The 26,027-nt window shown below is 66.2% G+C and carries 28 protein-coding genes and 1 tRNA gene; 10 read left to right on the forward strand and 19 right to left on the reverse strand.

Annotated elements, in window-relative coordinates:
• Positions 1-77: 77 nt before the first annotated feature.
• A complete protein-coding gene (locus ML401_RS33425) occupies positions 78-689 on the reverse strand; it encodes a TetR/AcrR family transcriptional regulator (protein WP_285808430.1) in 612 nt (203 codons plus the stop codon).
• 94 nt (positions 690-783) lie between these two features.
• Here ML401_RS33425 and ML401_RS33430 point away from each other — a divergent pair, with 94 nt between their 5' ends.
• From ML401_RS33430 to ML401_RS33440, 3 genes are read left to right on the forward strand one after another with little or no spacing between them, the layout of a single operon-like run.
• Positions 784-1,242: an ester cyclase gene (locus tag ML401_RS33430; protein WP_259217936.1), complete on the forward strand. Its 459-nt coding sequence runs from the start codon at positions 784-786 to the stop codon at positions 1,240-1,242.
• A 53-nt stretch (positions 1,243-1,295) separates the two neighbouring features.
• Positions 1,296-1,787 (forward strand): DUF3237 domain-containing protein, encoded by a 492-nt coding sequence (locus ML401_RS33435; RefSeq protein ID WP_194404813.1) that lies wholly within the window; start codon positions 1,296-1,298, stop codon positions 1,785-1,787.
• A gap of 8 nt (positions 1,788-1,795) precedes the next feature.
• Positions 1,796-2,500 carry an aquaporin gene (locus tag ML401_RS33440; RefSeq protein ID WP_376717328.1) on the forward strand — a complete coding sequence of 235 codons (705 nt, stop codon included), beginning with the start codon at positions 1,796-1,798 and terminating at the stop codon, positions 2,498-2,500.
• Positions 2,501-2,512: 12 nt separating this feature from the next.
• Here the strand turns inward: ML401_RS33440 and ML401_RS33445 are convergent, their stop codons facing one another.
• A complete protein-coding gene (locus ML401_RS33445; RefSeq protein ID WP_285808433.1) occupies positions 2,513-3,166 on the reverse strand; it encodes a helix-turn-helix transcriptional regulator in 654 nt (217 codons plus the stop codon).
• Positions 3,167-3,442: 276 nt separating this feature from the next.
• Between ML401_RS33445 and ML401_RS33450 the strand changes: the two genes are divergently transcribed.
• Both ML401_RS33450 and ML401_RS33455 read left to right on the forward strand, forming a co-directional pair.
• On the forward strand, positions 3,443-3,787 hold the full coding sequence (locus ML401_RS33450) for a DUF952 domain-containing protein (RefSeq protein WP_194404815.1): 345 nt from the start codon (positions 3,443-3,445) through the stop codon (positions 3,785-3,787).
• Positions 3,784-4,881, forward strand: coding sequence for a quinone-dependent dihydroorotate dehydrogenase (locus ML401_RS33455; RefSeq protein WP_211415578.1), 1,098 nt, complete (start codon positions 3,784-3,786; stop codon positions 4,879-4,881). The genes ML401_RS33450 and ML401_RS33455 overlap by 4 nt, the downstream gene beginning before the upstream one ends.
• A gap of 64 nt (positions 4,882-4,945) precedes the next feature.
• Here ML401_RS33455 and ML401_RS33460 read toward each other — a convergent pair whose 3' ends face one another.
• From ML401_RS33460 to ML401_RS33480, 5 genes are all read right to left on the reverse strand, one after another.
• Complete coding sequence (locus ML401_RS33460; RefSeq protein WP_285808435.1) at positions 4,946-6,271, reverse strand: MATE family efflux transporter; 1,326 nt, start codon at positions 6,269-6,271, stop codon at positions 4,946-4,948.
• Position 6,272: 1 nt separating this feature from the next.
• Complete coding sequence (locus ML401_RS33465) at positions 6,273-7,007, reverse strand: MBL fold metallo-hydrolase (protein ID WP_212065097.1); 735 nt, start codon at positions 7,005-7,007, stop codon at positions 6,273-6,275.
• 21 nt (positions 7,008-7,028) lie between these two features.
• Positions 7,029-7,334, reverse strand: a complete 306-nt coding sequence (locus ML401_RS33470) for a DUF6460 domain-containing protein (protein ID WP_194404819.1) — start codon at positions 7,332-7,334, stop codon at positions 7,029-7,031.
• A 219-nt stretch (positions 7,335-7,553) separates the two neighbouring features.
• Positions 7,554-9,215 (reverse strand): ATP-dependent DNA ligase, encoded by a 1,662-nt coding sequence (locus ML401_RS33475; RefSeq protein WP_285808436.1) that lies wholly within the window; start codon positions 9,213-9,215, stop codon positions 7,554-7,556.
• Positions 9,212-10,249, reverse strand: coding sequence for a ligase-associated DNA damage response exonuclease (locus ML401_RS33480; RefSeq protein WP_211416578.1), 1,038 nt, complete (start codon positions 10,247-10,249; stop codon positions 9,212-9,214). The genes ML401_RS33475 and ML401_RS33480 overlap by 4 nt, the downstream gene beginning before the upstream one ends.
• Before the next feature lie 60 nt (positions 10,250-10,309).
• Between ML401_RS33480 and ML401_RS33485 the strand changes: the two genes are divergently transcribed.
• Together ML401_RS33485 and ML401_RS33490 are read left to right on the forward strand one after the other, a co-directional pair.
• Complete coding sequence (locus ML401_RS33485; RefSeq protein ID WP_211415574.1) at positions 10,310-11,236, forward strand: class I SAM-dependent methyltransferase; 927 nt, start codon at positions 10,310-10,312, stop codon at positions 11,234-11,236.
• Positions 11,237-11,350: 114 nt separating this feature from the next.
• Positions 11,351-12,580, forward strand: a complete 1,230-nt coding sequence (locus tag ML401_RS33490) for an ABC transporter substrate-binding protein (protein WP_285808437.1) — start codon at positions 11,351-11,353, stop codon at positions 12,578-12,580.
• Positions 12,581-12,677: 97 nt separating this feature from the next.
• Here the strand turns inward: ML401_RS33490 and ML401_RS33495 are convergent, their stop codons facing one another.
• From ML401_RS33495 to ML401_RS33545, 11 genes are all read right to left on the reverse strand, one after another.
• Entirely contained in the window at positions 12,678-13,529 is an 852-nt protein-coding gene (locus ML401_RS33495) for an amidohydrolase (RefSeq protein ID WP_285808438.1), read from the reverse strand.
• A gap of 3 nt (positions 13,530-13,532) precedes the next feature.
• Positions 13,533-14,510, reverse strand: a complete 978-nt coding sequence (locus ML401_RS33500; RefSeq protein ID WP_259217947.1) for an aldo/keto reductase — start codon at positions 14,508-14,510, stop codon at positions 13,533-13,535.
• Between the two features lie 108 nt (positions 14,511-14,618).
• Positions 14,619-15,551 carry a sugar-binding protein gene (locus tag ML401_RS33505; protein WP_211415570.1) on the reverse strand — a complete coding sequence of 311 codons (933 nt, stop codon included), beginning with the start codon at positions 15,549-15,551 and terminating at the stop codon, positions 14,619-14,621.
• A 96-nt stretch (positions 15,552-15,647) separates the two neighbouring features.
• Positions 15,648-16,718, reverse strand: coding sequence for an ABC transporter permease (locus ML401_RS33510; protein ID WP_259217949.1), 1,071 nt, complete (start codon positions 16,716-16,718; stop codon positions 15,648-15,650).
• A complete protein-coding gene (locus ML401_RS33515; protein WP_211415568.1) occupies positions 16,718-17,476 on the reverse strand; it encodes an ATP-binding cassette domain-containing protein in 759 nt (252 codons plus the stop codon). Before ML401_RS33515 ends, ML401_RS33510 begins: the two co-directional genes overlap by 1 nt.
• A complete protein-coding gene (gene xylA, locus ML401_RS33520; protein ID WP_285808448.1) occupies positions 17,463-18,809 on the reverse strand; it encodes a xylose isomerase in 1,347 nt (448 codons plus the stop codon). The genes ML401_RS33515 and xylA overlap by 14 nt, the downstream gene beginning before the upstream one ends.
• Positions 18,810-20,264, reverse strand: coding sequence for a xylulokinase (gene xylB, locus ML401_RS33525; protein ID WP_285808449.1), 1,455 nt, complete (start codon positions 20,262-20,264; stop codon positions 18,810-18,812).
• Between the two features lie 81 nt (positions 20,265-20,345).
• Positions 20,346-21,386 carry a LacI family DNA-binding transcriptional regulator gene (locus tag ML401_RS33530; protein ID WP_285808451.1) on the reverse strand — a complete coding sequence of 347 codons (1,041 nt, stop codon included), beginning with the start codon at positions 21,384-21,386 and terminating at the stop codon, positions 20,346-20,348.
• Between the two features lie 92 nt (positions 21,387-21,478).
• Entirely contained in the window at positions 21,479-21,943 is a 465-nt protein-coding gene (locus ML401_RS33535; RefSeq protein ID WP_212065086.1) for a GNAT family N-acetyltransferase, read from the reverse strand.
• Positions 21,944-21,945: 2 nt separating this feature from the next.
• Positions 21,946-22,458 (reverse strand): GNAT family N-acetyltransferase, encoded by a 513-nt coding sequence (locus tag ML401_RS33540; protein WP_285808453.1) that lies wholly within the window; start codon positions 22,456-22,458, stop codon positions 21,946-21,948.
• The gene (locus ML401_RS33545; protein ID WP_194404833.1) at positions 22,458-23,039 is read right to left on the reverse strand and encodes a helix-turn-helix domain-containing protein; all 582 of its coding nucleotides are present in this window, start codon (positions 23,037-23,039) and stop codon (positions 22,458-22,460) included. Before ML401_RS33545 ends, ML401_RS33540 begins: the two co-directional genes overlap by 1 nt.
• A 169-nt stretch (positions 23,040-23,208) precedes the next feature.
• On the opposite strand from ML401_RS33545, the gene ML401_RS33550 reads away from it, so the two are divergent.
• Positions 23,209-24,201 (forward strand): alpha/beta fold hydrolase, encoded by a 993-nt coding sequence (locus ML401_RS33550; RefSeq protein ID WP_285808455.1) that lies wholly within the window; start codon positions 23,209-23,211, stop codon positions 24,199-24,201.
• Positions 24,202-24,206: 5 nt separating this feature from the next.
• Here the strand turns inward: ML401_RS33550 and ML401_RS33555 are convergent.
• Positions 24,207-24,280: transfer RNA gene (locus ML401_RS33555), tRNA-Gly, on the reverse strand.
• Positions 24,281-24,454: 174 nt separating this feature from the next.
• On the opposite strand from ML401_RS33555, the gene ML401_RS33560 reads away from it, so the two are divergent.
• Positions 24,455-25,033, forward strand: coding sequence for a methylated-DNA--[protein]-cysteine S-methyltransferase (locus tag ML401_RS33560; protein WP_285808457.1), 579 nt, complete (start codon positions 24,455-24,457; stop codon positions 25,031-25,033).
• A 96-nt stretch (positions 25,034-25,129) separates the two neighbouring features.
• Positions 25,130-25,969 (forward strand): helix-turn-helix transcriptional regulator, encoded by an 840-nt coding sequence (locus ML401_RS33565; protein WP_285808458.1) that lies wholly within the window; start codon positions 25,130-25,132, stop codon positions 25,967-25,969.
• Positions 25,970-26,027: the final 58 nt, after the last annotated feature.

Here is a 26,027-nt window from a genome sequence, read left to right on the forward strand (position 1 = left end):
CTGGGCCGGCAATATCGGCCGCAACCTATGCGAGAGGGTCGGTGAGTCGCAATGGCGATCGGAGGGATCAGGAAGGCTCACGTCTTGTTGCGGAAGGTCTCCAATACCGCCGCCACGATCTTCTGTCCGTTTCTGCGCAGCTTCCTGGAATCTTCCGCGTAGGGGAGCAATAGCCCGATCTTGCAGATCATCGCGTCGATCATCCGGCTGAGCAGATCGACATCCTCCGCATTCAATTCGCCATCGCGCTTCAGCGCCCGCAGCGTCGCGATCAGGAGCGCAGTCGGATAGGTCTCCTCGATCTCGCGATAGCGCGGTTCGCCGAGCACGGCCTGCGCTTCCTGGATGACGATGCGCGCATAGGCCGGCTCTTCGCAGGCGTCGAGATAGGCGTCGATGCCGGCGCTGAGACGGTCCCAGATCTTGCGCTCGCCCCTTGCCGCGGCCTCGATCCTGGCGGCCGCCTCGCGCTGCATGGCAACCACCACGGCGTCGAACAGCGCCTTCTTGTCCTCGAAGTGATGGTAGAACGCACCGCGCGTGACCCGCGCCGCCCGCGAGATCGCCTCCATGCCCGCCGCCTGAAATCCATTGGCGGCGAACGCTTCGCGTCCGGCATCGAGCAGCGCCTGCCTGGTGGCCTCGCTGTACTCTTCCCGACGGCTCTTTGGAGGATCCTTCGCCCGCATCGCGCGCAACCTAATGCTTGACGCGTCGGTATCAAACCGCATATAACATACACGATGTATGTATTAGACATATAGAATGTTGTGAGGCGGCCCCATGGACGGCAGGCGGATGTTCGAGCTGGCGGAACGGCTGGCGATTGCGAAAAGCCGGCAGGACGTTCCTGCGGCGCTGGAGGTGCTGCATCCGGACATGCTGCTGGAGACGCCGGCCTTCGGCACCAGGGTGCAAGGTCTCGCCGAAAACGAGCGCATCCTGACGCGCTTCTTCAAGTCCTTCCCCGACTATCACGTCACGCTCGACGGCCACGCCAATTCCGCCGATACGCTGATCTGCTGGGGCACCGCCCGGATGACTATGACGGGCGACCGCTTCGGGGGCGAGCCCAACGGACGCCGCGCCGAGCTGCCCGTGTTCATCGCCTTCGCCTTTCGCGACGACAAAATCGCGCATGAACGCTTCGTCTTCGATCTCTCCGAACTGTGCGCCCAATCCGGCCTCTCGACCGACACGGTCAGGCGCAAGCTGTTCGGCGATGCGACGCAGGCCGCTTAGCCGGCACATTCCATTCAAGACGTCCATCCGAGACAATCAAGGAGTGCCAGACCATGGCCGATCCCCGCCTCAAATCCGTCGGCGATCTCGAGACCCGGCATCTCCTGGACATCGTCGTCGATCTCGATCCCCGCCTCAATTTCGGTGCCGGTCCCGTCGGGCAGCGCGTGCTGTTCCGTGCAGCCAAGGGATCGTTCGAAGGCCCGCGCCTGCGCGGCGAGGTTCTGCAGGGCGGCGGCGACTGGGCCTTGTTTCGCGCCGATGGCACCATGACGCTCGATGTCCGCCTGTCGCTGCGGACGCATGATGGCGAGCTGATCTACATGACGTATGGCGGCCGCTGGGTGACGCCGCAGGCTCTGCGCGCCGAGATGGCGGATCCCGCGCGGCGCACCAAGGTCGATCCCGCCGGATATTACTTCCGCACCAATCCGCTGTTCGAAACCGGCTCGCAGAGCTACGCCTGGCTCAACGACATCGTCTGTGTCGGCAAGGGCTATCTCGTCGAGGGCGCGGTCGCCTACAAGATCTTCGAAGTGCTGTGAGGCGCTTCGTGGATGCAGTGAGCGAGTTGCGTCATGCCGGTGGTCGCAATGACAGACCTTCCCTCGCGCGGTCACTGGTGGCAGAGGGACTCGGCACCGCCTACCTCCTCATCGCGATCGTGGGCTCCGGTATCCTTGGCGAGAGGCTGGCCGCAGGCAATATCGCTCTGGCCTTGCTCGCAAATGCGCTCTCGACGGGGGCAGCGCTCTACGCCCTGATCGTCTGGCTCGCGCCGTTGTCGGGCGCTCATTTCAATCCACTGATCTCGCTGGTACTGGCATTTCGCGGCGACATCGCGCCGCGCGTCGCGGGATTATATGTGCCAGCCCAGTTGGCCGGCGCCATCGCCGGCGTCGCCATCGCTGACGCGATTTTCGACATGCCGCTCTACGCGCTGTCATCCCATCTGCGCAGCAGTCATTCGCAATGGCTGAGCGAATTCCTGATCACGTTTGGCCTGATCGGAATGGTGTGGACCTGCTCGCGCGTGCGGCCCACCGCTCTTGCGGGCGCGGTCGCCGCCTATATTGGAGCCGGCTTCTGGTTCACTGCGACGGATTTTGCCAATCCAGCAGTCGCTCTGGCGCGCGCATTCACCAACACTTTCTCCGGAATTCGTCCGATCGACGTCCCCGGCTTCCTCATCGCGGAAATGCTGGGCGCTGTAGCGGCCGTGGCGTTGTTTCGCTGGCTCGTGCCGAGCTTGCGCTGACGACGAGCACCCTCACTGGCTCGTCCACACGATCCGCGCGATCCACGCCACCTCCCCGACGGCCATCGTGCGTCCGGCCGGTGACGCATCGAGCGACTGCAGTTCCAGGGCCTTCGCGGTACGGCGCCTCAGCGTTGCGATGGTCACCTCACCCGCCTTGCTTCTCACCACCACGCGATCGCCCTTGCGGATCGGCGCGCCCGGCGACACCAGGACGATGTCGCCGTCGCGGTAAACGGGGGCGAACGCATCGCCGGAAATCTCCAGCGCAAACGTGTCGCTGTTCTCTGTGGTGGGAAGCGCGGTTTCGGTCCAGCCCTTTCCCGCGGGAAGGCCGGATTCGTCGAAGGCGCCGCTCGTGCTGGCCTGCGCGAAGCCGAGCATCGGGACCGAGCGGCCGTCGCCTGCATCATCGTCGATCAGCCGGGCGAAGCTGTCGATCGAGGAGTCGGTCGCCGCCAACGCTTTTGCGATCGACTCGGTCGAGGGCCAGCGCTCGCGGCCGTCAGAGGTGACGCGCTTGGACCTGTTGAAGGTGGTGGGATCGAGCCCGGCGCGCTTGGCAAGGCCGGACGGCGACAGACCGGCGCGGGCCGCCAGCCGATCCAGCGCGACCCAGATCTGGTCGTGAGTCAGCATCCTCTGCGCTTTGGCCTGTCTGACCATGGAAGGTCCAGCCCGTCGCAACTCAGGAAAACTGTCCTCAAATCAACCGGTTTTCCGTTTTTCGCGCAAGAGGCAAGCGAGCCCGGTACCGGCTCGCGACGAGAAAACGCGCCAAAACAAGAATCTGCAGCCCCGTTCCGATTTCCTCGGAACGGACATGGCCTGAGGTCTTGAGTTCGGCAGGGGCGGCCTTTACGGTCGCGCCGGGGTTTTTGAGGACCCGCAATAGACGAAAAAACCCAAAAGACTCAAAGAGCAAACAGGGCTGCGCAAGCGGTGGTCAAGATCTACAAAATCTGTCCGGCCTCGGCCTGGCGTGAGGCGGAGCGGCAGGGTGTCTACCTCGGCAGCGCGGACGATACGCGCGACGGCTTCATCCATTTCTCGACCGCCGCCCAGGTTCCCGAGACCCTGCGCAAGCACTATTTCGGGCAGCGCGCGCTGTTCCTGGTCGAGGTCGACGGCGACGCGCTCGGCAGCGAACTGCGCTGGGAGCGATCGCGCAATGAGGAGCTGTTTCCGCATCTCTATGGCGAACTCGATCTCGGCGCCGTCATCGCGGTGATGAACCTCAACATCCGCTCCGACGGCGGCCACGACGTTCCGGAGCTTACCCCGTGATCCGCGCTTTCGACGCCTTTTCCCTGCCGGTGCTGCGCTGGCTCGATCCGGAAGACGCGCACCGGCTCGCGATCCAGGGCCTGCGCTTCCTGCCGCCGATCAAGCCGCGCGCGGACGATCCCAAGCTCGCGATGCGCGCCTTCGGGCTCAACTTCCCCAACCCGATCGGCATGGCCGCCGGCTTCGACAAGAGCGCGGAGGTGCCGGACGCGCTGCTTCGGCTCGGCTTCGGCTTTGTCGAGATCGGCTCCGTGACGCCGAAGCCGCAAGCCGGCAATCCGCGGCCGCGGCTGTTCCGGCTGGAGCGCGACGAGGCCATCATCAACCGCATGGGCTTCAACAATGACGGCGCGGACGCCGCGCTGCGCCGCCTGGCCGCGCGCGCACAGCACGGCGGCATCGTCGGCGTCAATGTCGGCGCCAACAAGGATTCGCCCGATCGCGTCGCCGATTACGTCACGCTGATCGAGACCTTCGCGCCGGTCGCGAGCTACTTCACTGTCAACGTGTCCTCGCCGAACACGCCGGGCCTGCGCAACCTTCAGGAAGGCGCGCTGCTCGACGATCTCCTCGCGCGCGTGATCGACGCGCGCGAGCGGGTCAGGCAGAAGGCCGGCGACACGCCGGTGCTGCTCAAGATCGCACCGGATCTCAGCCTCGCCCAGCTCGACGACGTCGTGCAGGTCGCGCGCTCGCGCCGGGTCGACGGTATGATCGTGTCGAACACGACGATCGCGCGGCCGAGTACGCTGCGGGAGCAGATGCGCGCCAAGGAGCAAGGCGGCCTGTCCGGCCGGCCGCTGTTCCGCCTGTCGACGCGGATGGTCGCGGAGACCTATGTGCGAGTCGAGGGCGCCTTCCCGCTGATCGGCGTCGGCGGCGTGGATTCGGGCGGCGCCGCGCTGACCAAGATCCGCGCGGGCGCGAGCCTAATCCAGCTCTATTCGTCGCTGGTCTACAAGGGCCTCGGCCTCGTCGACGAGATCAAGCGCGACCTCACCTCGACGCTGCTCCGCACCGGGCGGGATTCGCTGTCCGAGATCGTCGGCGCGGATGCCGCGACGCTGACGGCGGAAGACTGGCCGGGGATGTAAGCCACTCTCGTGCCCCGGCTCTGCGCAGCAGCGTTTCACCTGCAACGCCTCCGGGACACCCAAGCTACGATTTCGCGAACGTCGCCCGGAACTGCGCCGGATAGCGCGCGGCCTGCAAGCCGCCGCGCGAGAGGTAGGAGGCCATCAGCGCCCACCACAGGCCGGCATTGCCGAACGATTGCAGCGCCCACCAGGTGGCGAGGAAGATCGCGAGCGAAGCCAGCATCAAATTGCGCATCTCGCGCGCCCAGGTCGCACCGATATAGATGCCGTCGAAGCCGAAGGCGAACACGCCGGGGATCGGCGCGAGCACGACGAAGGGCAGGAATTCGCGCGCGGCCCGGCGCACGTCTTCGCTCGCGGTCATGACATCGATCAGAGCCGGCCCGAACAGCGCGAACAGCACCGCGACGACGATGGCGAAGCCGAGCCCCCAGAGCAGCACCAGCCGGGTCGAGGCGGCAAAACCTTTTGCATCGCGTGCGCCGAGGGTGCGGCCGCAGAGCTGCTGGGCGGCATTGGCCAGGCCGTCCAGGAAGAAGGCGCTGATGAACAGGAAATTGTTGAGCACGGAATTGGCCGCCAGCGTGACGTCGCCGGCCTGCGCGCCCTTGGCGGTGAAGAACAAGAACACGGTGATCAGCGCACCGGTGCGGATCATGATGTCGGAGTTCACCGCCAGCATCCGCAACAGCTTGTCGCGGTCGAGCAGGGTCGCGGTGGGCACGGCGAAGCCGCCCGCGGCATAATGGCGGCAGACGAGCACGCCGAGCACGAACCCGATCGCTTCCGACACCAGCGCGGCGATCGCGGCACCGGCGATGCCGGCATCGTAGACCAGCACCAGCAGGATCGTCGCCGCCATGTTGACGAGGTTGATGACGACCTGAAGCAGCAAGGCCGAGTTGGCGCGGGCCTGGCCGATCAGCCAGCCGAGGATGACGTAATTGGCGAGCGCGAACGGCGACGACCAGATCCGGATCTTGAAGTAGGTCTGTGCGGCCCGCGTCACCCCCTCGCTGCCGCCCATGAGGTCGAGCAGCACCGCGGCCAGCGGCCAATGCAGCACGATCAGCGCGCCGCCGATCAGGCCGGCGACGATGAAGCCGCGCGCCAGGATCGCGGCGGGCTCGCGCGTGTCGCCCGCGCCCAGCGATTGCGCGGTGAAGGCGAGCGTGCTCATGCGCAGGAAGCCGAACAGCCAGAACAGGCAGTCGAAGATCACCGACGCGATCGCAACGCCGCCAAGCAGCGCGGCATCGTCGAGCCGTCCGATCGCCGTGGTCGAGACAATGCCGATCAGCGGCGTGGTGAGGTTCGCCACCATCGCAGGACCGGCGATGGCGAACACCTGGCGGGAGCCGATTTTGGGGGGAACGGGCGCGTGCATCTCAGAATACGAGGACCATGCCGTCTTCGGCGGCGAGATGCGCAATATCGTCCAGGCGCGAGAGCATGTCGTCGCTCATATGGGTGAGGACGAGGCGTTTTGCGCCGATGGCGGGCAGATGCTGTTCCAGGGTCTTCAGGCTGAGATGGTTCTTGACCACCTTCTCGTACATATAGGCTTCGGCGATGAAAAGGTCCGCGCCATGCGCCAGCGGAATGAGCGTCTCCGTCCATTCGGTGTCGGCGCTGTAGGCGAGCGTGCGGCCCTCGGCCTCGACGCGGTAGGCGAGGAAGGGGCCGCCGGACTCGCCGTGCACCACGGGGTACGGCGTCACCGTCACGGTGCCGAATGTCCGGCTTTGCCCGGGCGCGAGCTCGACGACATCGAGCTCGAAGCGCTGTTTTGTCTTCGATGAGTGCTCGAACAGCGCCTCCATGACGTCACGCAGCCGCCGCTCGATGCCTTGCGGGCCCGCGATCGTCAGGGGCCTCGTCCGCCGGGAGAATTGGGCGTCGAGCAGCAGGAACGGCAGCCCGGCAAAATGGTCGCCGTGGAAATGCGTGATGAGAATGAGGTCGATGTCGGCGCGATCAATCTCGAGCCGCTTCAGCGCCGGCAGAGCCGACGCGCCGCAATCGATCAGGAAGTTGGCCTCGCGCCCCGATATATGGAAGCAGGTATTGAGCCTGCCGCCGGAGCCGAAGGCGTCGCCGCAGCCGACGAAACGGAGTTGCATCGGCTGCGGACTCCCAATTCCTTACCGGCTGCGCGGCGCGCCGAACACGCGCGAGAGCAGCCAGATCGGGATCACGATGACCGCGCCAAGCAGGAAGTAGCGCCACAGCCAGTTGATGGTGTCGAAGCCGAGATCCCACAGCCGCTGGAACAAGAGGCGGATGCTATAAATGATGTTCCAAGGATCGAATCCGATCGCGGCGAGCACGACGCCGACCAGGATCGAGAGCAGGACCAGGCGGAACGCGACGGCCAGCGGCGAGCCGCCGAGAAAGCGGTTCAGGCCATCGCTGCGGCCGGCCGGCAAATCTCTGACGTCTTGGACCATCGCAAACTCCTCAAGCGGATTCGACCCCATTATAGGGCACGGCGAGGCAGATGGGGAACCCGCAAGGGCGCGTCAATCGGGTTACGGGAGTTTAATTCGGGCGAGCGGGCGAATTCGATGGTGATACGCTGCTCGCCGCGGGCTCTTTAGCCTCTCCCGCAAGCGGGAGAGGGAGCGCACCTCCGCCTTGGCGACAGTCGAGCCGGCTCATCACGCGCCTCACACCTCAATCTCCGCCGCCTCCGCCTTCAGCATCCGCTCCAGCGTCTCCAGCCGGTCCGCCTCCTTCGGCGGCTTGTCCCAGCGCAGGCGGCTGATGCGGGGGAAGCGCATGGCAACGCCGGATTTATGGCGCGGCGAGCGCTGCAGGCCTTCGAACGCGACCTCCAGCACCAGCCCCTTGTCGCCCTCGTGCACGACATGGCGGACGGGACCGAATTTCTCCGTGGTGTTGCGGCGAACGAAGCGGTCGATCTGCAGCAGCTCCTCGTCGGTGAAGCCGAAATAGGCCTTGCCGACCGGCACCAGTTCGTCACCGCCCTCGCCTGCCGTCCAGACGCCGAAGGTGTAGTCGGAATAATAGGACGAGCGCTTGCCATGACCGCGCTGCGCATACATCAGCACGGCGTCGATGATGTGAGGATCGCGCTTCCACTTCCACCATTGGCCCTTCGGACGGCCCGGCAGGTAGGGCGCATCGCGCCGCTTCAGCATTACGCCTTCGACGGCATCCGCGTCCTCACCGGCGCCGGCACTCGCGGGATCGGCGCGCGCGGCGGTCAATGCTTCCCAGCTTGCGAAGGGAACGGTCGGCGACAGATCGATGCGGGGATCGTCGAGTTTTGTGATGAAGGCCTCCAGCCGCTCGCGCCGCTCAGCGAACGGCAGCTCGCGCAGATCGTTCTCGTCGTCGCCGAGCAGATCGTAGGCGCGCAGATGGATCGGAAATTCCTTGATTAGCTTGGGCGAGACAACCTTGCGGTTGAGCCGCTGCTGCAGGACGTTGAAACTCTGCACGCGGCCCTCGCGCAGGATCAATAGCTCGCCGTCGATCGCACCCGGCAGCCGCAGCGACGGCACGAGATCGGGAAAGCTGCCCGTGATGTCCTCGCCAGTGCGCGAATAGAGCCGCGCGGTGATGTGGCCATGCTCGTCGCGCCCCGCAACCGCCTGCACGCGGATGCCGTCCCATTTCCATTCGGCGATGTAGTCAGCGGGATCGAGCGCGGCGAAATCGCTGTCCTCGATCGCATGCGCCAGCATCACCGGCCGGAACGGCGCGGGATCGCGGTTGACCGGTTTGTCGCCGCGGCCTTCCAACCAGGCGAACAGATCGAGATAGGGTGGTGCGAGGCCGGGCCAGATCAGCTCGACCTCATGCGGATCCTTGTCGCCGAGCGCGGCCGCCGCGGTCTTGGCGAGGCGCGCGGAGATGCCGATGCGAAGCGCGCCGGTGACGAGCTTCAACAGCGCCCAGCGCCCGGTCTCATCGAGCTCGTCGAGCCAGCGCTCGAGCTGCTTCGGCAACTCGGTCTTGCCGAGCGTGCGCAGCGTGGTGACGACTTCGGTGAGGGTTGGCGGCGGTGGATTGTTGTGCGCGGCAAGCTCGGCCTTCGGCCACATCAACGCCACCGTCTCCGAGAGATCACCGACATAATCGTAACTCAACCCGAACAGCACCTCATCCGTCCGCGACGCTATGAGGTCGCGGATCAGCGCCGGTTTCGCGTGCTTGAAGCTGAGCGCGCCGGTCAGCGCGGCCAGCGCGTAACCGCGGTCGGGGTCGCCGACCTCGCGGAAATAGCCGGTGAGCAGCCGCAGCTTGTTATTGCGGCCGGGCTCGTAGGCGAGACGGTCGAGCAGTTCGGCGAAGCGATTCATGCGTCGGCCTCGCCTGCGGCCGGCGCCTCGCTCTCCTCCTCGTCGCCATAGCCGACGAGATCGAGCGGCTGCGCTTTGAGGCCCTTGCTGCGGCACCAATGCACCAGCGCATCTTCCTGGCCGTGGGTGACCCAGATTTCGCCGGCGCCGGTGGCACCGATTGTGGCGGTGAGGCCATCCCAATCGGCATGGTCGGAGATCACCAGCGGCAGCTCGATGCCGCGCTGCCGCGCCCGGGCGCGTACCCGCATCCAGCCCGAGGCGAACGCGGTGACGGGATCGGGAAAGCGCCGCGTCCAGAGGTCTGATGTCGCCGAGGGCGGCGCCAGCGTGATGGTGCCGGCCAGCGCGGCCTTCTTGACGCCCTTCGCCGGCCTGAGCTCGCCGAGATCGATGCCGCGGCTCTGGTAGTAATGCGTGATCGTCTCCATGGCGCCATGCAGATAGATCGGCGCGTCATAGCCCGCTTGGCGCAGCAGCTTGATGACGCGCTGCGCCTTGCCGAGAGAGTAGGCGCCGACCAGATGCGCACGCTCCGGAAACAGCGCGACGGAAGCGAGCAGCTTCTTCACCTCGTCCGCCGCATCGCCATGCCGGAACACCGGCAGGCCGAACGTCGCTTCGGTGATGAAGACGTCGCACGGCACCAGCTCGAACGGCGTGCAAGTCGGATCAGGCGCGTCCTTGTAATCGCCGGAGGCGACGATGCAGGTCTCCTTGCAGGTGACGGCGATCTGCGCCGAGCCCAGCACATGGCCGGCCGGGTGAAACTTCACTTTGACGTCGCCGAGCCGGATCTCCTCGCCATAGCGGATGGCCTGCGTCGATCCGGCGAAATTCTCGCCATAGCGCAGCCGCATCATGTCCAGCGTTTCCTGCGTCGCCAGCACCGCGCCATGGCCGGCGCGGGCATGGTCGGAATGGCCGTGGGTGATCACGGCCCGCTCGACAGGGCGGACAGGGTCGATATGGAAGCCGCCGGGCTTGCAGCACAGGCCGGCAGCAGCTGGCAACAGGATGTCTTGGGGACGCATGCCTGCTATATAGGTTGCCACGACACATCTTCTACTCATCACCGCCTGCCCTGGTTCCTAATGCCGCTCCGCCTGTTCCTGACCTCCGGCGATCTCATGGCCGACCGCCGCTTCGAGTTCGCGCGCGACCTCCAGCTCAAGGGCGATCTGCCCGCGGCCGCCGACCTGATCGAGCAGGCGATCGAGCTCGCGCCGAACTTCACCTCGGCCTGGTTCACGCTCGGCGAGATCCGCCAGCAGCTCGGTGAGCGTGACAAGGCCATCGCGGCGTTTCGCGAAGCGCGGAGGTGCGACCCGGGGGACCAGCACGGCGCCGGCCTGCACCTGATGCGGCTCGGCGACGCCGAGATGGCGGAGATGCCCAAAGCCTATGTGCAGGCACTGTTCGACCAATACGCGCCGCGCTTCGAGCACGCGCTGATCAACGATCTCGGCTACCGCGCCCCCAGCATCATCTTCAAGGCGGTGCTGGCGGCGCGCGTCGCCGCCAAGAAGCCGGCCTTCTTCAAGCGCACCATCGATCTCGGCTGCGGCACCGGCCTCGCGGCCGCCGCCTTTGCCAAACAGGTCGACCATTTCATCGGCATCGATCTGTCGCCCGGCATGATCAAGGAGGCGCGCGCCACGGGCCTCTACGCCGAGCTCGAAGTCGCCGACATGATCGAGGGACTGCGCACCAAGAATGACGGATGCGCGAACCTCATCGTCGCCGCGGATGCCTTCGTCTATCTCTCCGATCTCGCACCGGTGCTGACCGAAGCCAGGCGCGTACTCGTCTCGGGCGGCGTGCTCGCCTTCACGCTGGAGACGCATGACGGCAGCGGCATCGTGCTCGGCGAAGGCCTGCGTTATGCCCACTCGGCGGAATATGTGCGCGCCGCCATCACCAGGGCTGGCCTGAAGCTGCTGACGCTGGAGCCGGCCTCGCCGCGCATCGAGAACAACGAGCCGGTGCGCGGCCTTGTCGTCGTCGCCGAGAAAACTTGAGTCTAGGCGCTAAGCCCGGCGATTTAAGCGTCATTGCGTCGCAAAGCTGCGACTTCCCACTTGCGAGCCATGCTGCGTTCCCAGCACAATGCGCGCACCAGGGAGAAAACAATAATGACGAAAAATCCATCGCGGCGCGATTTCAGCGCCGCCGCGCTCGCCACCATCGCCGCGTCCACCTTGCCCGCGCCTTATGTCTGGGCCGCGGAGAAGAAATACGACGCGGGCGCCAGCGACACCGAGATCAAGATCGGCCAGACCGTGCCGCATTCCGGCCCCGGCTCGCTCTACGGCGTGCTCGGGCGCATCGGCGAGGCCTATTTCCAGATGCTGAACGAGAAGGGCGGCATCAACGGGCGCAAGGTCAAGTTCCTGACCATGGACGATGCCTACAGCGCGCCGAAATGCGTCGAGGCGACGCGGCGCCTGGTCGAGCAGGAAGAGGTGCTCGCGCTCTACGGCTCGCTCGGCACCGCGCCGCAGACCTCCGTGCACAAATATTTGAACTCCAAGGGCGTACCGCAGCTGCTGCTCAACACCGGCGCGTCGAAGTGGAACAATCCGAAAGAGTTCAAATGGACGATGGCGGGCTTGCCGCTCTATCCGACCGAGGCGCGCATCCTGGCGCGGCACGTCGTCGCCGTGAAGCCGAACGCAAAGGTCGGCATTCTCTACCAGAACGACGATTTCGGCCGCGACTTCCTCGGTCCGTTCAAGAAGGTGCTGGCCGATGCCGGCGGCACCGCGCAGGTCATCATGGAGCAGACCTACGATCTGACCGATCCGACCGTCGATTCCCAGCTCATCAATCTCTCGAAGTCCGGCGCCGACGTCTTCTACAACATCTCCACCGGCAAGGCGTCGTCGCAGTCGATCCGGAAAGTCGCCGAGCTCGGCTGGAAGCCGCTGCAGCTGCTGTCCGCCGGCTCGACCGGCCGCTCGATCCTCAATGCCGCGGGCCTCGAGAACGCCACCGGCATCGTCGCCATCCGCTACAACAAGGAGGTCGGCCTGCCGAAATGGGAGAAGGATCCCGACGTGATGGCGTTCGAGGAACTGCGCAAGAAATACACGCCGGCGATCGATCCCGACAACACCATCGCCTTCGCCGGCTACGGCCAGGCCGTCACCATGGGCGAGATCCTGCGCCGCTGCGGCGACGACCTTACCCGCGCCAACGTGCTGAAGCAGGCGTCCAACCTCAAGGGCTTCCACTCGCCCTACTTCCTCGACGGCGTCACCTACGACTACACGGCCGAGGACTACACGCCGATGAAGACGCTGTTCATCTCCTCCTTCACCGGCAAGGATTGGGATATTTCCGACAAGCCGATGTCGGAATAGCACTCACCCGTCATGGCCGGGCTCATCCCGGCCATGACGGCCTCGGCTGAATGTTCAAATGCGATTGCCCACTCTCTAATAAATAAGGTGAGCACAGCTAACGCGCGATCGCCAATTGATACGCCTGCGCGGCGTTCACGCCAAAAGCCTTGTCCCGCACCTCCGGGCCAAGCTTCACCAGGCAGGCCTCCAACGCGCCCTTGATCTCGCCGTAGCTGCCCGCAAGCAGGCACACCGGCCAGTCCGAGCCGAAAATCAGCCTGCCCTCGCCGAAACAGCTCGCGGCGTGCGCGACGAATGGAAACAAGCGCTCCGCATCCCAGTCATTCCAGACCGCTTCTGTCGCGAGGCCCGAGATCTTGCACCAGACATTGCCGCAGGCCCCGAACGCCCTCATGCGGTCGAACCACTCGGAGCTACCGCCATCAGCGATCGGCGGCTTGGCCGCGTGGTCGAGCACGAAGCGCGCTTGCGGGAAGGCCTGCGCGGTTGCGATCGCGGCGGGCAGCTCGCGGCTGCGGACGAGGAGATCATAGGTGAGATCATGCGCGAACACCGCCGTGAGCCCGCGCTGGACATCCTCGCGCAACAGCCAATCGGGATCGGCCTCGTCATGCACCTGGTGGCGGATGCCGACGAGCTTGTCCCCGCCCGGCAAGCCGCGCAGCCGCTGCAGCGTGTCGCCCAGCGCGCCGTCCGTCAGGTTGGCCCAGCCGACGACGCCGATCACCGACGGTGTTTCATGCGCGATGCGCAGGAATTCCTCGGTCTCCTCCAGTGCTGAGCGGCATTGCACCACGATGGTGGCATCGATGCCGTTCGCCTGCAGCAGCGGCGCGAGATCAGCAGGACCGAACGCGCGGCGGATCGGCGTAAGCTCGTCCGCCGCCATCCAGGGATAGTCGGCACGTGCCGGATTCCAGAAATGCTGATGTGCGTCGATGATCATGGCTTATGCAGCGCCCGGCAGCGGCGCGCGGGCATCCACGAGGTTTCGCGCGCGCAGCTCCCGCCAGAAGGCTAGCGGCACCGTTTTCTCGGACATCGCGATGTTGTCGGCGACCTCGGCGGCATTGCGCGCGCCCATCACGGCGACGGTGACCGCCGGATGCGCCATGCAGAACTGCAGCGCGGCCGCCTTCAGCTCGGTGCCGTGCTTGCGGCAGAGCGCATCGAGCTCCAGCGCCCGCGCCACCAGCGAGGCATCGGCGTCCTGATAATTGAACTTCGCGGCGGTATGCGGATTGGCCAAAATGCCGCTGTTGTAGATACCGCCGAGCAGGATGCCGATGCGCTTCGCGGTGCAGACTGGAAACAGCGCATCCAGCGCGCCCTGGTCGAGCAGCGTGTAGCGCCCGGCGACCAGGAAGCAGTCGACCGGCACGGCCTCGGCGAAACGCGTCAACATCTCCGACTGGTTCATGCCCGCACCGATCGCCTTCACCGTGCCGTCAGCGCGCAGCCGCTGCAGCGCGCGGAAAGCTCCGCTAACGGCCTCGTCATAGTGATCGTCGGGATCGTGCACCAGGAGGACGTCGACGCGGTCGAGCCCGAGGCGGCCAAGGCTTTCCTCCACCGACCGCATCACGCCGTCATAACTGAAATCGAATACCGGCCGCTCGCGCGACGTGCCCTTGTAGTGCTCGTCCTCGGCGGCGCTGCCGTCCGGCGCGCGCAGCAGGCGACCGACCTTGGTCGAGATGGCGTAGGAGTTGCGCTGCTGCTGCCGCAGGAAGGCCCCTAGCCTCCGCTCGGCGAGGCCAAAGCCGTAGAGCGGAGCGGTGTCGAAGAAGCGCACCCCGGCCGACCAGGCGCGCGCAATCGTCGCTTCCGCATCGGCGTCGCTGACGGGGCTAAACAATCCGCCGAGCGGCGCGGAACCGAGCCCGAGTGAGGTGACGTCGAGCGGGCCCAGCCGCGAATGTTTCATTCCCATTGTCTTCCGCCAGTCTTCATTCCAACAATCCAGATCATCTCCCCCGCTTGCGGAAATCGCAAGCGGGGGAGGCACGCAGGAGCGCGGGGCTGGCGGACGCTCCTACTTCAACATTTGCGCGACGTTGTCCTTGGTCACGAGATCGAGGCCGGTGTAGACGATCTCCGGAACCTTCTCGCCCTTCTTGATGGCGAGCAGCGTGTCCATCGCCTTCTCGCCCATCTCGAACGGACGCTGGCCGACCAGCGCATTGGCATAGCCGTCGCGCAGCAGTTCGAGCTGCATCTTCAGCGTATCGGCGACGACCAGCGTGAACTTGCCGGAATCGATGTCCTTCTTGTTCCGGCTCGCGAACGCCTTGAAGCCCTCGGGAGCGAACATCGGCCAGCCGCCGATGGGAACGATGGCGGCGAGATCGGGCGTTGCGGTGCGCATGTCCGTCATCTGCTGCACCGCCAGCGCGGGATCGTCGTTGCAGAAGGTCGGGGAACCCGCGACCTCGGTCCATTTCGAGCCTTTCAGCGCCTCGCGAACGCCGTCGACACGCTCGGCGAGGTTTTTCGCGCCGGGGCCGCCCGAGACCATGGCGTACTTGCCGCCGTCCGGTCGCATCTTCACGAGCTCCTTGCCGAGCGCGACGCCGAACTCCTTGTTGTTGGTGCCGATATAGGCGATGCGCTTGGAGCCGGGCGCATCGGCATCGAAGGTGATGACGGGGATGCCGGCGGCGGTCGCCGCCTCGATCGACTTGGTCATGGCCGCGACGTCGGCGACCGAGATGGCGAGGCCGTCGACCTTCTGGGTGACGAAGTCCTGGATGATCTGCGCCTGCGTCGCCGGCTCGTGCTCGACCGGTCCCTTGTAGATGCACTCGATATTGCCGAGCTCCTTGGCGCGCTTCAGGCAGCCGTCGCGCGCGAAATCGAAGAACGGATTGTTCATCGCCTTGGGCACGATGACGAAGCGGTAGTTCGCGGCGAATGCCGGCGTCGCCATCATCGCAACGGCGATGCCGGCCAGAAGCAGTTTCCTCATTGTCTCCTCCACCCTTGTTTGGTGCCCGTCCTTTTCGAAGATCGTCCGGGAAGCGGACAGGCGGCGTTTTGTTTGCCTTCCCGAGATGACGTCATTTCAGCTCATCCGCGAACGGATACGGTCGACCAGCACGGCCAGAATGATGATCACGCCGACCAGCGTCTGCTGCCAATAGGAGGAGACCTGCGCCAGCACGAGGCCGTTGCGGATCACTTCCAGCAGCACGCAGCCGACGATCGCCCCGAGCGGGCCACCGATGCCGCCCGCAAGGTTTGCGCCGCCGATGACGGCCGCCGCGATCACGTTGAGCTCGTAGGAGGTCGCCATGTTGGCCGGCGCCGACCCGAGCCAGCCGGAGATGATGATGCCCTGCAGGCCCGCGGCGAGCGCGCAGATCACATAGACCTCGATCTTCACCCGCACGACCGGGATACCGGTCAGTTCGGCCGCCTTCTCGTTGCCGCCGAGCGCGAAGACGTGGCGGCCGAACGCGCTATGATGCAGCACCACCGCCATCGTCAGCGCAAGGATGACGAGATAGATGAAAGGCACGGGGACGCCGAGCACGTCGCCCGACGTCGCGGCGTAGAAGTAATCGGCATCCGGCCCGCCCGGGAAACTGCCGCGGCCGTTGGAGACGACATAGCCGAGGCCGCGCACGATCGAGAGCATGCCGAGCGTGGTGACGAAGGGCGACAGGCCGAGCACGGCGATGCAGAAGCCGTTGACGAGTCCGGCGATCAGCGCGACGCCGAGCCCGGCAAGGACCGAGACAAGCAGGATCAGCCCGGGCACGTTGGCCAGCACCGTCTTGCCGTCAGCCGCCATGTGCACCAGCGGCGAGCCGGGCGCCGACAGCTCGGTCATCACCATCGAGGTGATCATGGCGGAGAAGCACATCATCGATCCCACCGAGAGGTCGATGCCGCCGGTGATGATCACGAAGGTGACGCCGAGCGTCGCGACGGCGATGAACGAAAAGTTCTTCGCCACGTTCTGCATGTTGCCCTGGGTGAAGAAGTACGGGCTGGCGAAATGCATGATCACCAGCAGCACCGCGAGTGCGAGCAGCACATAGCCGGTCTGGGAGGCGAAGATGCCGCGCTGCCACCATTTGATCCGGCCCACATTGGTGAAGCTGATGGGAGATTCCATGGGCATGGCCATCACGCCGCCTCCTTCGCGCCGGTGATGAGAGCGGTGACTTCCTCCGGCGAGGTCTCGTGGATCGGCTTGTCGGCGCGCTTCTCGCCGCGGCGCATGACGATGACGCGATCGCACACCGCGAACACATCGGGCATGCGGTGCGAGATCAGCATCACGGCAACCCCCTGCTCCTTTAGCCGGTGGATCAGCCCGAGCACCTGCTCGACCTGACGCACCGAGATCGCTGCGGTCGGCTCGTCCATCATGACGAGCCGCGCATTGGAGAGCCTGGTACGCGCGATCGCGACCGCCTGGCGCTGGCCGCCGGACATCTGCTTGACGAGATCGTCGGGGCGCGTCTCCGAGCGCAACTCACCGAACAGCTCCAGCGCTCTCGCCGCCATCGCCTTGTGGTCGAGCAGAGCGATGGGTCCGAACTTGCGCTTCAGCTCGCGGCCGAGGAACACGTTGGCGGCAGCCGTCAGATTGTCGGCGAGCGCGAGGTCCTGATAGACGACCTCGATGCCGACGGCGCGGGCGTCGACGGGCCGGCTGAAATGGACCGCGCTGCCGGCGAAACGGATCTCGCCATGGCTGGGACGGAAATTGCCGGCGATGATCTTGACCAGCGTCGACTTGCCCGCGCCGTTGTCGCCCATCAGGCCGACGACCTCGCCGGGCTGGACCTGCAGATCGACACCGTGCAGCGCACGGATGGCGCCGAATTCCTTGCCGATGCCGGTGAGCTCGAGGACCGGTGTCGCATCAACCTGTGCCATCAGCGCTCCTCCAGACATGACGATTGACCAGGGATTCCAGATATTCCTGCCGACCCGAGCGCGGCTGCGGATCGAAGCCGGGCTGGAGCGCGCGGTCAGCGAGGTCGGCGAGCGAGCGCTGGCCGCCGAGAATCGCCCGGCCCTCGGGACCGGACCAGCCTTCGTACCGCTTCGCGAGCGGCGCGGTGAGAGCGCCGGCATCGAGCATGTCGGCGGCGGCGAGGAAGGCCCGCGCGCACGCATCCATCGAGCCGACATGGGCGTGAATGAGATCATCGGGATCGATCGACTGCCGCCGGATTTTTGCGTCGAAATTCAGCCCGCCCGAAGTAAAGCCGCCGCGGTTCAGGATCTCGTGAAACACCAGCGCCAGCTCCGGCACGTTCATCGCGAACTGATCGGTATCCCAGCCGAGCAGGTCGTCGCCACGGTTGATATCGAGCGAGCCGAACACGCCGAGCGCCTCGGCGAGCGCGACCTCGTGATGGAAGGAATGGCCGGCGAGGATGGCGTGGTTCTGCTCGATGTTGAGCTTGACGTCCTTGAGCAGGTCGTAGCGTTCGAGGAAGCCGTAGCAGGTGGCGACGTCGAAGTCGTACTGATGCTTGGTCGGCTCCTTCGGCTTCGGCTCGATCAGGATCGGGCCCTTGAAACCGATTCTGTGCTTGTGCTCGACGACGAGCGCGACGAAGCGGCCGAGCTGGTCGAGCTCGCGCTTGAGATCGGTGTTGAGCAGCGTCTCGTAGCCCTCGCGCCCACCCCACAGCACATAGTTCTGGCCGCCGAGCCGGTGCGTCACCTCCAGCGCGGCGCGGACCTGGCCGGCGGCATAGGTGAAGATCTCTGGGTCCGGGTTGGTCGCAGCGCCCGCCATGTAGCGGCGATGCGTGAATAGGTTCGCGGTGCCCCAGAGCAGGCGGACCTTGGCTGATGCCATCTTCGCTTCGAACAGATCAGCGATGGCGTTGAGATTGGCGACGGACTCGGCGAGCGACGCTCCTTCCGGCGCCGCGTCGACGTCGTGGAAGGTGAAGTAGGGCACATCGAGCAGGCGGAACAGCTCGAAGGCGACATCCGCCTTGGCCCGCGCCTGCGCCATTGCATCCGTGCCGTGGTGCCAGGGCCGCAGGAACGTCTCGCCGCCGAACGGATCGCCGCCGGGCCAGCAAAGCGAATGCCAATAGCAGACCGCAAAGCGCAAATGATCCTCGAGCCGGCGGCCGTGGACCATGCGATCCCTATCGTACCAGCGAAAAGCGGGGCCCTGTCCCGCGTTCTCGCCGGCGAAGGCGACGGGTGCGCTTGCATCGAAGAATTTGGCTGACGCGTTCACTTAATTCGTCTCCTTCAATGCGGGATAGAGCGCGCGCCATCGCCGATAGGCTTCGTCATAGGCCGCGGCGACGGAGGCGCGGGGCGTGAAGGTCGCGAGCCGCCGCGGGCGGGTGCAGACCGCCGAGGCGCTCTCGCCTGTCGCAGCGAGCCTGCCGAGCCTGGAGGCGCCGAGCGCCGCGCCCATCTCGCCCTCTTCGACCCGGTGAACGGGAATGCCGAGCACGTCGGCGCAGATCTGTGCCCACAATGGCGAGCGCGAGCCACCGCCGACGAGATCGAGCTCGGGAATCGGCCCGCTCGCCGCGCTGAGCGCCGCCAGATTGTCGCGCGCGGCAAAGGCGACGCCTTCGAGCACGGCTTGCACGATCTGGCTGCGACCGGTCGCACCGCGCAGGCCGACGAAGGCGCCGCTGGCAGAGGCATCGTTGTGCGGCGTGCGCTCGCCGTCGAGATAGGGCAGGAATTTGATCGGGCTCGGCGCATCGACAGATTCACCAAGCGGAGCCAAGAGCGCTGCGGCGGGCGTCTCCATCACCCCGGAGAGCCAGGCGAGCGACGCCGCGGCCGACAACATCACGCCCATCTGATGCCAGAGGCCTGGCAGCGCATGACAGAAGGCATGCACGGCCGACGTCGGCGCCGGCGCGAAGCGATCGGTGACGCGGAACACGACGCCGGACGTTCCCAGCGACAGGAACGCATCTCCCGGCGCGATCGCGCCGAGCCCGATCGCGCTCGCGGCGTTGTCGCCGGCGCCGCCCGCGACCACGACGGCTTTCCTCATGCCCCAGCGCTGCGCATAGTCCGGCGCGAGCGCGGCGCTCTCCGCACTGCCCTCGACCAGGCGCGGCATGTGGTGGAGATCGAGCCCGGTGGCGTGCAGCAGCAAGGCGGACCAGCGCCGCTGGCCGACATCGAGCCACAGCGTGCCGGCAGCATCGGACATGTCCTCGACCATCTCGCCGGTGAGGCGGTAACGCACATAGGCCTTGGGCAGCAGCACCTTTGCGACACGCTCGAAGATTTTCGGCTCGTGCCGCGCGATCCACAGCAGCTTCGGTGCGGTGAAGCCGGGCATCGCCAGATTGCCGGCGATCGCAGGCAGCGACGGACAACGCCGCTCCAGCACGGCGCATTCGGCCTGCGAGCGGCCGTCGTTCCAGAGGATCGCGGGGCGCAGCGGCTTGCCGTCCTCGTCCAGCAGCGTCGCGCCATGCATCTGGCCGGACAGGCCGATGCCGGCCACCTGCGCCACTTCGCGCGGATGGCGGCTGGCGAGATCGTCGACCGCGCCGATGGTCGCATCGACCCAGGAATCGGGGTCCTGCTCGGACCACAGCGGCGCCGGATGCGACAGCGCAAGCTCGCGCGTTGCCGTCGCGAGGATCGCGCCGGATTCGCTCACGAGCACCGCTTTCACGCCGGACGTGCCGATGTCCAGTCCGAGATACAAATCGTCCTCCTCATTGTCCATTGCGATGCGCGATCTTGACGTCGCGCTTTCCGTCACGGCCCGTTCGATAGCCGGCTGCCGCTAGGGCAGATTGTCCCGCATCACGATGTCGATCCTGATCTTCTCCTGCTCGCGCAAGATCGGCTCGCCGCGGGCGAGCGCGAGCAGCACGCGCACGGCGGCGCGCGCCTCATGTCCGGGGTTCTGCGAGATCGCGGCATCCATCACGCCCTGCAGCAGCAGGCGGCGCGTCAGCACGGTGACGTCGTGACCGACGAACACCACCTTGTCGCGGCCGGCATCGCTCAACGCCTTGGCGACGCCTTGCGTGCCGGCGCCGACGTTATAAAGGCCGACAATGTCGGCATGCTTGGCCAATAGCCGCGCCATCACCTGTTCCGAGCGGCCATCCTCGTCGCGCCCTTCCAGCACGGGCAGAACGCTGAGATCGGGGAATTCCGACGCCATCACCTGGTTGAAGCCGAAAATTCGCTCGGCATGGTCGCGCAAGCCCTGCGAGCCCGCGACGATCGCAACCTTGCCGGACTTTTGGCCGACCAGCCTTCCGACCAGCGCGCCGGCGGTGCGGCCCGCCGCGATGTTGTCGATGCCGACATAATGGTGGCGGCGCGACGACGGCACGTCCGACACCAGGGTCACCACCTTGGTGCCGGCATCGACGAGGTCGTTGATCGCGGCGCGAACGCTGGGGTGATCCAGCGCCACCACGGCGACGCCGTCGCAATCGCCCGACAGCGCCTCCAGCGAGGCCGCGAGCACCGATGGATCGAACACGTCGGTTGTAACGGTCTCCACGCTGAGGCGACGGGCCGAGAGCCAGGCGGACATCTCGCCGAGATAGGCCTCGATCTGCTGCATGAACGGGTTCGGCCCCGACGGCATCACGAAGGCGAAGCGGCGGGCGCGGCTGCGGGCGAGTTCGGCGGCGGCGACGTGGGGCTGGAACGAATTGCGCTCGATCGCCGCCTTGACGCGCCGCACCGTGTCGGGCCGCACGCCGGGCCGGTTGTGCAGGACGCGGTCCACCGTCGCCAGGCTGACGCCCGCCTCGCGGGCGATGTCCTTCAGCGTCAGCACCGTCGTGGTCAGGGTCTCGGCCATGGCTGAAGGCTAGCAGAGGTGTTTTGAGGTACGCAACTCATTTTGAGGGGCAGCAATGCGATTGTTGCCGGCTCGAGTCTTGGGTCCGGCAGTCACCCCTCGAGCAGGTCCAGCGTCAGGAACAGGCTGTTGGGATCCTCGGCATAGCCCTCGAACGGACCGCAGGGAACGAAGCCATGCGCCTGGTAGAGCGCATGCGCCGGCTTGAAATAGTCCCACGAGCCGGTCTCGAGGCTGAGCCGCTTCAGGCCCCGCGCGCGGGCCTCGGTGATGATGTGGCGGAGCATCTGGCCGCCATACCCGCGTCGCCGCGTGGTCTGGAGCGTGTGCATCGACTTCACCTCGCCATGGGTTGCCGAGAGCGTCTTCAGCGCGCCGGCGGCAACCAGCTGCTCGCCGTCCCATCCGGTCCAGAACGCGACGTCGCTGGCACGAAGACCGGCGAGATCGAGCGCATGCGCACTGCCCGGCGCGGTCTGCGCCCGCGCCGCCGTGACGTGATGATCGAGCAGCGCGATGACGCGGGGATCGAAGGTGTCGCCGGTCCGGATCTGCATGGTCAGGGCCTCACGCCGCTTGCAAGCTGCTTCTGCATGAAGACGAGATCGAGCCAGCGGCCGAACTTGCAGCCGACCTCCGGCATGCGCGCGACCTCCGCGAAGCCGAGCGAGGCGTGCAGCGCGATCGAAGCCGCGTTGGTGCCGTCGATGCCGGCGATCATGACATGCTTGTGCATGGCGGTGGCGCGCTCGATCAATGCGGCGACAAGACTGCGGCCGATCCCCGCCCTGTGGTGCCGCTCGTCGACATAAACGGAATTCTCCACGGTGTGACGATAGCCGGGAAAGGGACGGAAATCGCCGAACGAGGCGAAGCCGACGACATCCCTGCCCTTCATCGCGACCAGCACGGGATAGCCGGCGTCCTGTCGCGCGGAAATCCATTGACGCCGCGAGTCCAGATCGGATGGACCGTCGGTCCAGACCGCCGTGGTGTTGAGCGCGGCGTAATTGTAGATGGCGAGGATATCCTCGGCATCGTCCAGCGTAGCGTCCCGTACGATCAGCGACATCACATCTTCCCGTAGGAGGCGCCGCGCCGCGTGATGATGACGTAGCGCGCGTCCTGTTTGGTTTCGTTCTCGAAGGTCACCGCGCGCATCACGTCGAAATCCAGGCAGTCGCCCTCGCGCAGGCGCACCGTCTTGGCGTCGATGTACACGGCGATCGCGCCCTCCAGCATCAACAGCTGCTGGGTGAAGGCGTTGCGGCCCCAGGGGCTGTACGGCACCCGCGCGCCGGCCGGAAGGTCGACGACGATGATCTCGATGCCGCTCGCCGCGTCCGTCGGCGAGGCGTGCCGCCTTCGATAGCCGCTGTCAGGATCGCGCCAGTGCGGCTGGTCGGCAAGCCGCATCAGGCGCTCCGGCGGCTTCTCGGCGAGCGCGACGACGTCGCTGAGCGAGACGTCGAGCGCGGCGCACAGCCTGCCGAGCAGCGCAGCCGTGGCGCTGCTCTGCGCGCGCTCGACCCGCCCGATCATGGCTCGGCTGACACCGGAGCGCGTTGCAAGTTCGTTCAACGTCATCCCCGCCTGCGTCCGCAGCGTCTTCAAGCGGCGACCGATCGCACGGTCGAGTTTCTGCTGGTCCATGGCCCTCATCCCGACATCACCCGGCGCAGGGACCGCTTCCACCGGGCAAGATGAGCTTAAGGCGGGCAAGGCGGGCGTGCCGAGAGCGAGAGGCTAACATATTAGAATCTTTGCGCAGCCTGCAGGGCGGATTAGGATACGCCAGCCGCGATGACCGGGAGGCGATGACATGGGCGAGCCGACGCAGCGGACGATCAAGGCCAACGGTATCAGCCTCAACGTCGCCGAGCAGGGCGAGGGGCCAATGGTCCTGCTCTGCCACGGCTTTCCGGAAGGCTGGTACTCCTGGCGCCACCAACTCGACGCGCTGGCAGCGGCCGGCTACCATGCGGTCGCGCCCGACATGCGCGGCTATGGCAAGAGCGACCGGCCTGAGGCGATCGATCAGTATACGATCCTCCACATGGTCGGAGATCTCGTCGGCGTGCTCGACGCCTTCGAGGCGAAACACGCCGTCATCGTCGGGCATGATTGGGGCGCCACGATCGCCTGGCACACGGCGCGCCTGCGGCCGGATCGCTTTCGCGCCGCCGCCATCCTCAGCGTACCCTATCGGCCACGGAGTCCGGTGCGACCGACGAGTGTCATGCCGCAGACGGCGGATTCGCAGTTCTATCAGCTTTACTTCCAGGAGCCGGGTGTCGCCGAAGCCGAATTCGAACGTGATCCGCGCGCGACACTGGGCGCCATGCTCTATGGCGGCTCCGGCGAGGGAGCGGCGGCGATCCGCGCCAATGCCGAGCGTCAGGGGCGGACCGTCGGCGCCGGCATGGTCTCGCGCAAGGACGGGATACTGCCGAAGGTGCAGGTGCCGCTGCCGTCATGGCTGAGCGCCGCCGACCTCGACCACTACGGCGCCGAGTTTGCCCGCAGCGGATTTCGCGGACCGCTCAATTACTACCGCAACATCGATCGCAACTGGGAACTGATGGCGGCCTTCGAGGGCATGAGGGTGACGGTGCCCCCGCTCTTCATCGCGGGCGACCACGACATGGTCCTCGCTTTCCCCGGCAGCACCGAGCTTCTCGCCAACATGAAACAATGGGTGCCGCAGCTGCGCGAGATCAGGATGCTGCCCGGCTGCGGGCACTGGACGCAGCAGGAGCGGCCGGCGGAGGTCAACGCGGCGATCGTGGAGTTTCTGCGAAGCCTGTCGAACTAAGGGCTTGGAGCGGGCGAAGGGAATCGAACCCTCGTATGCAGCTTGGGAAGCTGCCGTTCTACCATTGAACTACGCCCGCGGATGCGCGAGGCCGCGCGCCTCTTGATTAGCCGAGACGGCGCCTTCCGCCAAGCGGTTTGGCGCGCCCGGCCGGGCGGTTGTTAACGCCCCAGTAAGATTCCAGGTGCGCCGGATTGTGGCGGTGTTATGATCGGATGTCTGGGGAGAGACGTGCACTGAGTGGGGCGTGTGCATGGTGGGGCGTGGCTATTCGATATTCGACACGGCCATAGGCCGCTGCGGCATCATCTGGAGCGGCACTGGCGTCGTCGCCGTGCAATTGCCGGAGGCGCGGGAGATCGACACCCGCCGCCGCATCTTCCAGGCCCATCCCGAGGCGCGCGAGCAGCGGGCATCCGAAAATGCCGAGCTTGCGATCGAGGGCATCACAGCCCTGCTGCAAGGCGGCGATCCCGATTTTTCCGAGGTCAGCCTCGATGCCGGCGGCGTGTCCGGCTTCAACCGGCGGGTCTACGAGTTCGCCTGCTCGATTCCGCGCGGCGAGACGCGGACCTATCACGAGGTCGCCAAGGCGCTGGGCGCTTCGGGCGCCGGGCATTCTGTGGCGCAGGCGATCGCGAAAAATCCCTACATGCTGATCGTGCCCTGCCACCGGGTGCTGGAGGCCGGCAATTACGCCGACCGGCTTTCGCCCTATGGCGGGGTGATCTCCAAGCGGCGGCTGCTGGCGCTGGAGGGCGCCCATCCCGTCGCCAGCAAGACGCTGTTCGAGGTGCTGCTGCCCGTTGCTCCGCCGCGCGCGCCTGGCTAAGGCGCGATCTCGATCGCACCTTAACTTTGGTTTTTTGGGCATGATCTTGTCGGACAACCGCTACACACTTGTCCGGATCATGCCTAGATAGGCGGCATGGACGCGACCACGCTGCTGACGACACAATCGATCACGGTCTGCGAGTTCCGCTGCGAAGCGGGACCGGACGACACGCCCTTTGCCGAATGCCGCACCGGGCATTCCATCGCCTATGTCCGCTCGGGCAGCTTCGGCTGCCGGTGCCGCGCCGGCTTCTTCGAGCTGGTGGCAGGCTCGATGCTGGTCGGCGCGCCCGGCGAGGAATACACCTGCACGCACGAGCATGTCAGCGGCGATGTCTGCCTGGGATTCTTCTTCAGCGAGGACATGGTCGATGCCCTGCACGGGCGGCGCGAGATCTGGCGGATTGGTGCCACCCCGCCGCTGCCCGAATTGATGGTGCTGGGCGAACTCGCCCAGACGGCTGCAGATGGCAACAGCGACATCGGTCTCGATGAAGTCGGCCAGATCCTGGCCGGCCGCTTCGTCGATGTCATCTCGGGCAAGCCGCGCAAGCCGGCCACGCCCAATGCGCGTGACCGCCGCCGCGCCGTCGAGGCCGCGCTGTGGATCGACGACAATTCGCATGACGAGGTCGATCTCGAACAGGCCGCCAAGCAGGCGGGCCTCAGCCCGTTCCATTTCCTGCGGCTGTTCTCCAGCGTGCTCGGCGTCACGCCGCATCAATATCTGGTGCGCTCGCGGCTGCGGCACGCGGCGCGGCTGCTCGCTGACGACGGCATCGCGGTCACCGAAATCGCCTATGACGTCGGCTTCGGCGATCTCTCCAACTTCGTCCGCACCTTCCATCGCGCTGCCGGGGTCTCGCCGACCAAATTCCGCCAGGCCTCGAAGGGCGCGCGCAGCATCTTCGCCGAACGCCTCGTCCTCAACTGAGACAGGTCCGCCGCCCTGCGGGGTAACAGTCTGTTGACCAGACGGCCGCGTCGCACTG

It is taken from the genome of Bradyrhizobium sp. 62B (assembly GCF_030272265.2).
In the GTDB taxonomy this organism is placed as follows: Bacteria; Pseudomonadota; Alphaproteobacteria; order Rhizobiales; family Xanthobacteraceae; genus Bradyrhizobium.

Coding starts and splice junctions, on each gene's coding strand:
- ML401_RS33425 (WP_285808430.1), bottom strand. CDS start 689: ATGCGGGCGAAGGATCCTCCAAAGAGCCGTCGGGAAGAGTACAGCGAG.
- ML401_RS33430 (WP_259217936.1), top strand. CDS start 784: ATGGACGGCAGGCGGATGTTCGAGCTGGCGGAACGGCTGGCGATTGCG.
- ML401_RS33435 (WP_194404813.1), top strand. CDS start 1,296: ATGGCCGATCCCCGCCTCAAATCCGTCGGCGATCTCGAGACCCGGCAT.
- ML401_RS33445 (WP_285808433.1), bottom strand. CDS start 3,166: ATGGTCAGACAGGCCAAAGCGCAGAGGATGCTGACTCACGACCAGATC.
- ML401_RS33460 (WP_285808435.1), bottom strand. CDS start 6,271: ATGCACGCGCCCGTTCCCCCCAAAATCGGCTCCCGCCAGGTGTTCGCC.
- ML401_RS33465 (WP_212065097.1), bottom strand. CDS start 7,007: ATGCAACTCCGTTTCGTCGGCTGCGGCGACGCCTTCGGCTCCGGCGGC.
- ML401_RS33470 (WP_194404819.1), bottom strand. CDS start 7,334: ATGGTCCAAGACGTCAGAGATTTGCCGGCCGGCCGCAGCGATGGCCTG.
- ML401_RS33475 (WP_285808436.1), bottom strand. CDS start 9,215: ATGAATCGCTTCGCCGAACTGCTCGACCGTCTCGCCTACGAGCCCGGC.
- ML401_RS33480 (WP_211416578.1), bottom strand. CDS start 10,249: ATGCGTCCCCAAGACATCCTGTTGCCAGCTGCTGCCGGCCTGTGCTGC.
- ML401_RS33485 (WP_211415574.1), top strand. CDS start 10,310: ATGCCGCTCCGCCTGTTCCTGACCTCCGGCGATCTCATGGCCGACCGC.
- ML401_RS33490 (WP_285808437.1), top strand. CDS start 11,351: ATGACGAAAAATCCATCGCGGCGCGATTTCAGCGCCGCCGCGCTCGCC.
- ML401_RS33495 (WP_285808438.1), bottom strand. CDS start 13,529: ATGATCATCGACGCACATCAGCATTTCTGGAATCCGGCACGTGCCGAC.
- ML401_RS33500 (WP_259217947.1), bottom strand. CDS start 14,510: ATGAAACATTCGCGGCTGGGCCCGCTCGACGTCACCTCACTCGGGCTC.
- ML401_RS33505 (WP_211415570.1), bottom strand. CDS start 15,551: ATGAGGAAACTGCTTCTGGCCGGCATCGCCGTTGCGATGATGGCGACG.
- ML401_RS33510 (WP_259217949.1), bottom strand. CDS start 16,718: ATGGCCATGCCCATGGAATCTCCCATCAGCTTCACCAATGTGGGCCGG.
- ML401_RS33515 (WP_211415568.1), bottom strand. CDS start 17,476: ATGGCACAGGTTGATGCGACACCGGTCCTCGAGCTCACCGGCATCGGC.
- ML401_RS33530 (WP_285808451.1), bottom strand. CDS start 21,386: ATGGCCGAGACCCTGACCACGACGGTGCTGACGCTGAAGGACATCGCC.
- ML401_RS33535 (WP_212065086.1), bottom strand. CDS start 21,943: ATGCAGATCCGGACCGGCGACACCTTCGATCCCCGCGTCATCGCGCTG.
- ML401_RS33540 (WP_285808453.1), bottom strand. CDS start 22,458: ATGTCGCTGATCGTACGGGACGCTACGCTGGACGATGCCGAGGATATC.
- ML401_RS33545 (WP_194404833.1), bottom strand. CDS start 23,039: ATGGACCAGCAGAAACTCGACCGTGCGATCGGTCGCCGCTTGAAGACG.
- ML401_RS33550 (WP_285808455.1), top strand. CDS start 23,209: ATGGGCGAGCCGACGCAGCGGACGATCAAGGCCAACGGTATCAGCCTC.
- ML401_RS33560 (WP_285808457.1), top strand. CDS start 24,455: ATGGTGGGGCGTGGCTATTCGATATTCGACACGGCCATAGGCCGCTGC.
- ML401_RS33565 (WP_285808458.1), top strand. CDS start 25,130: ATGGACGCGACCACGCTGCTGACGACACAATCGATCACGGTCTGCGAG.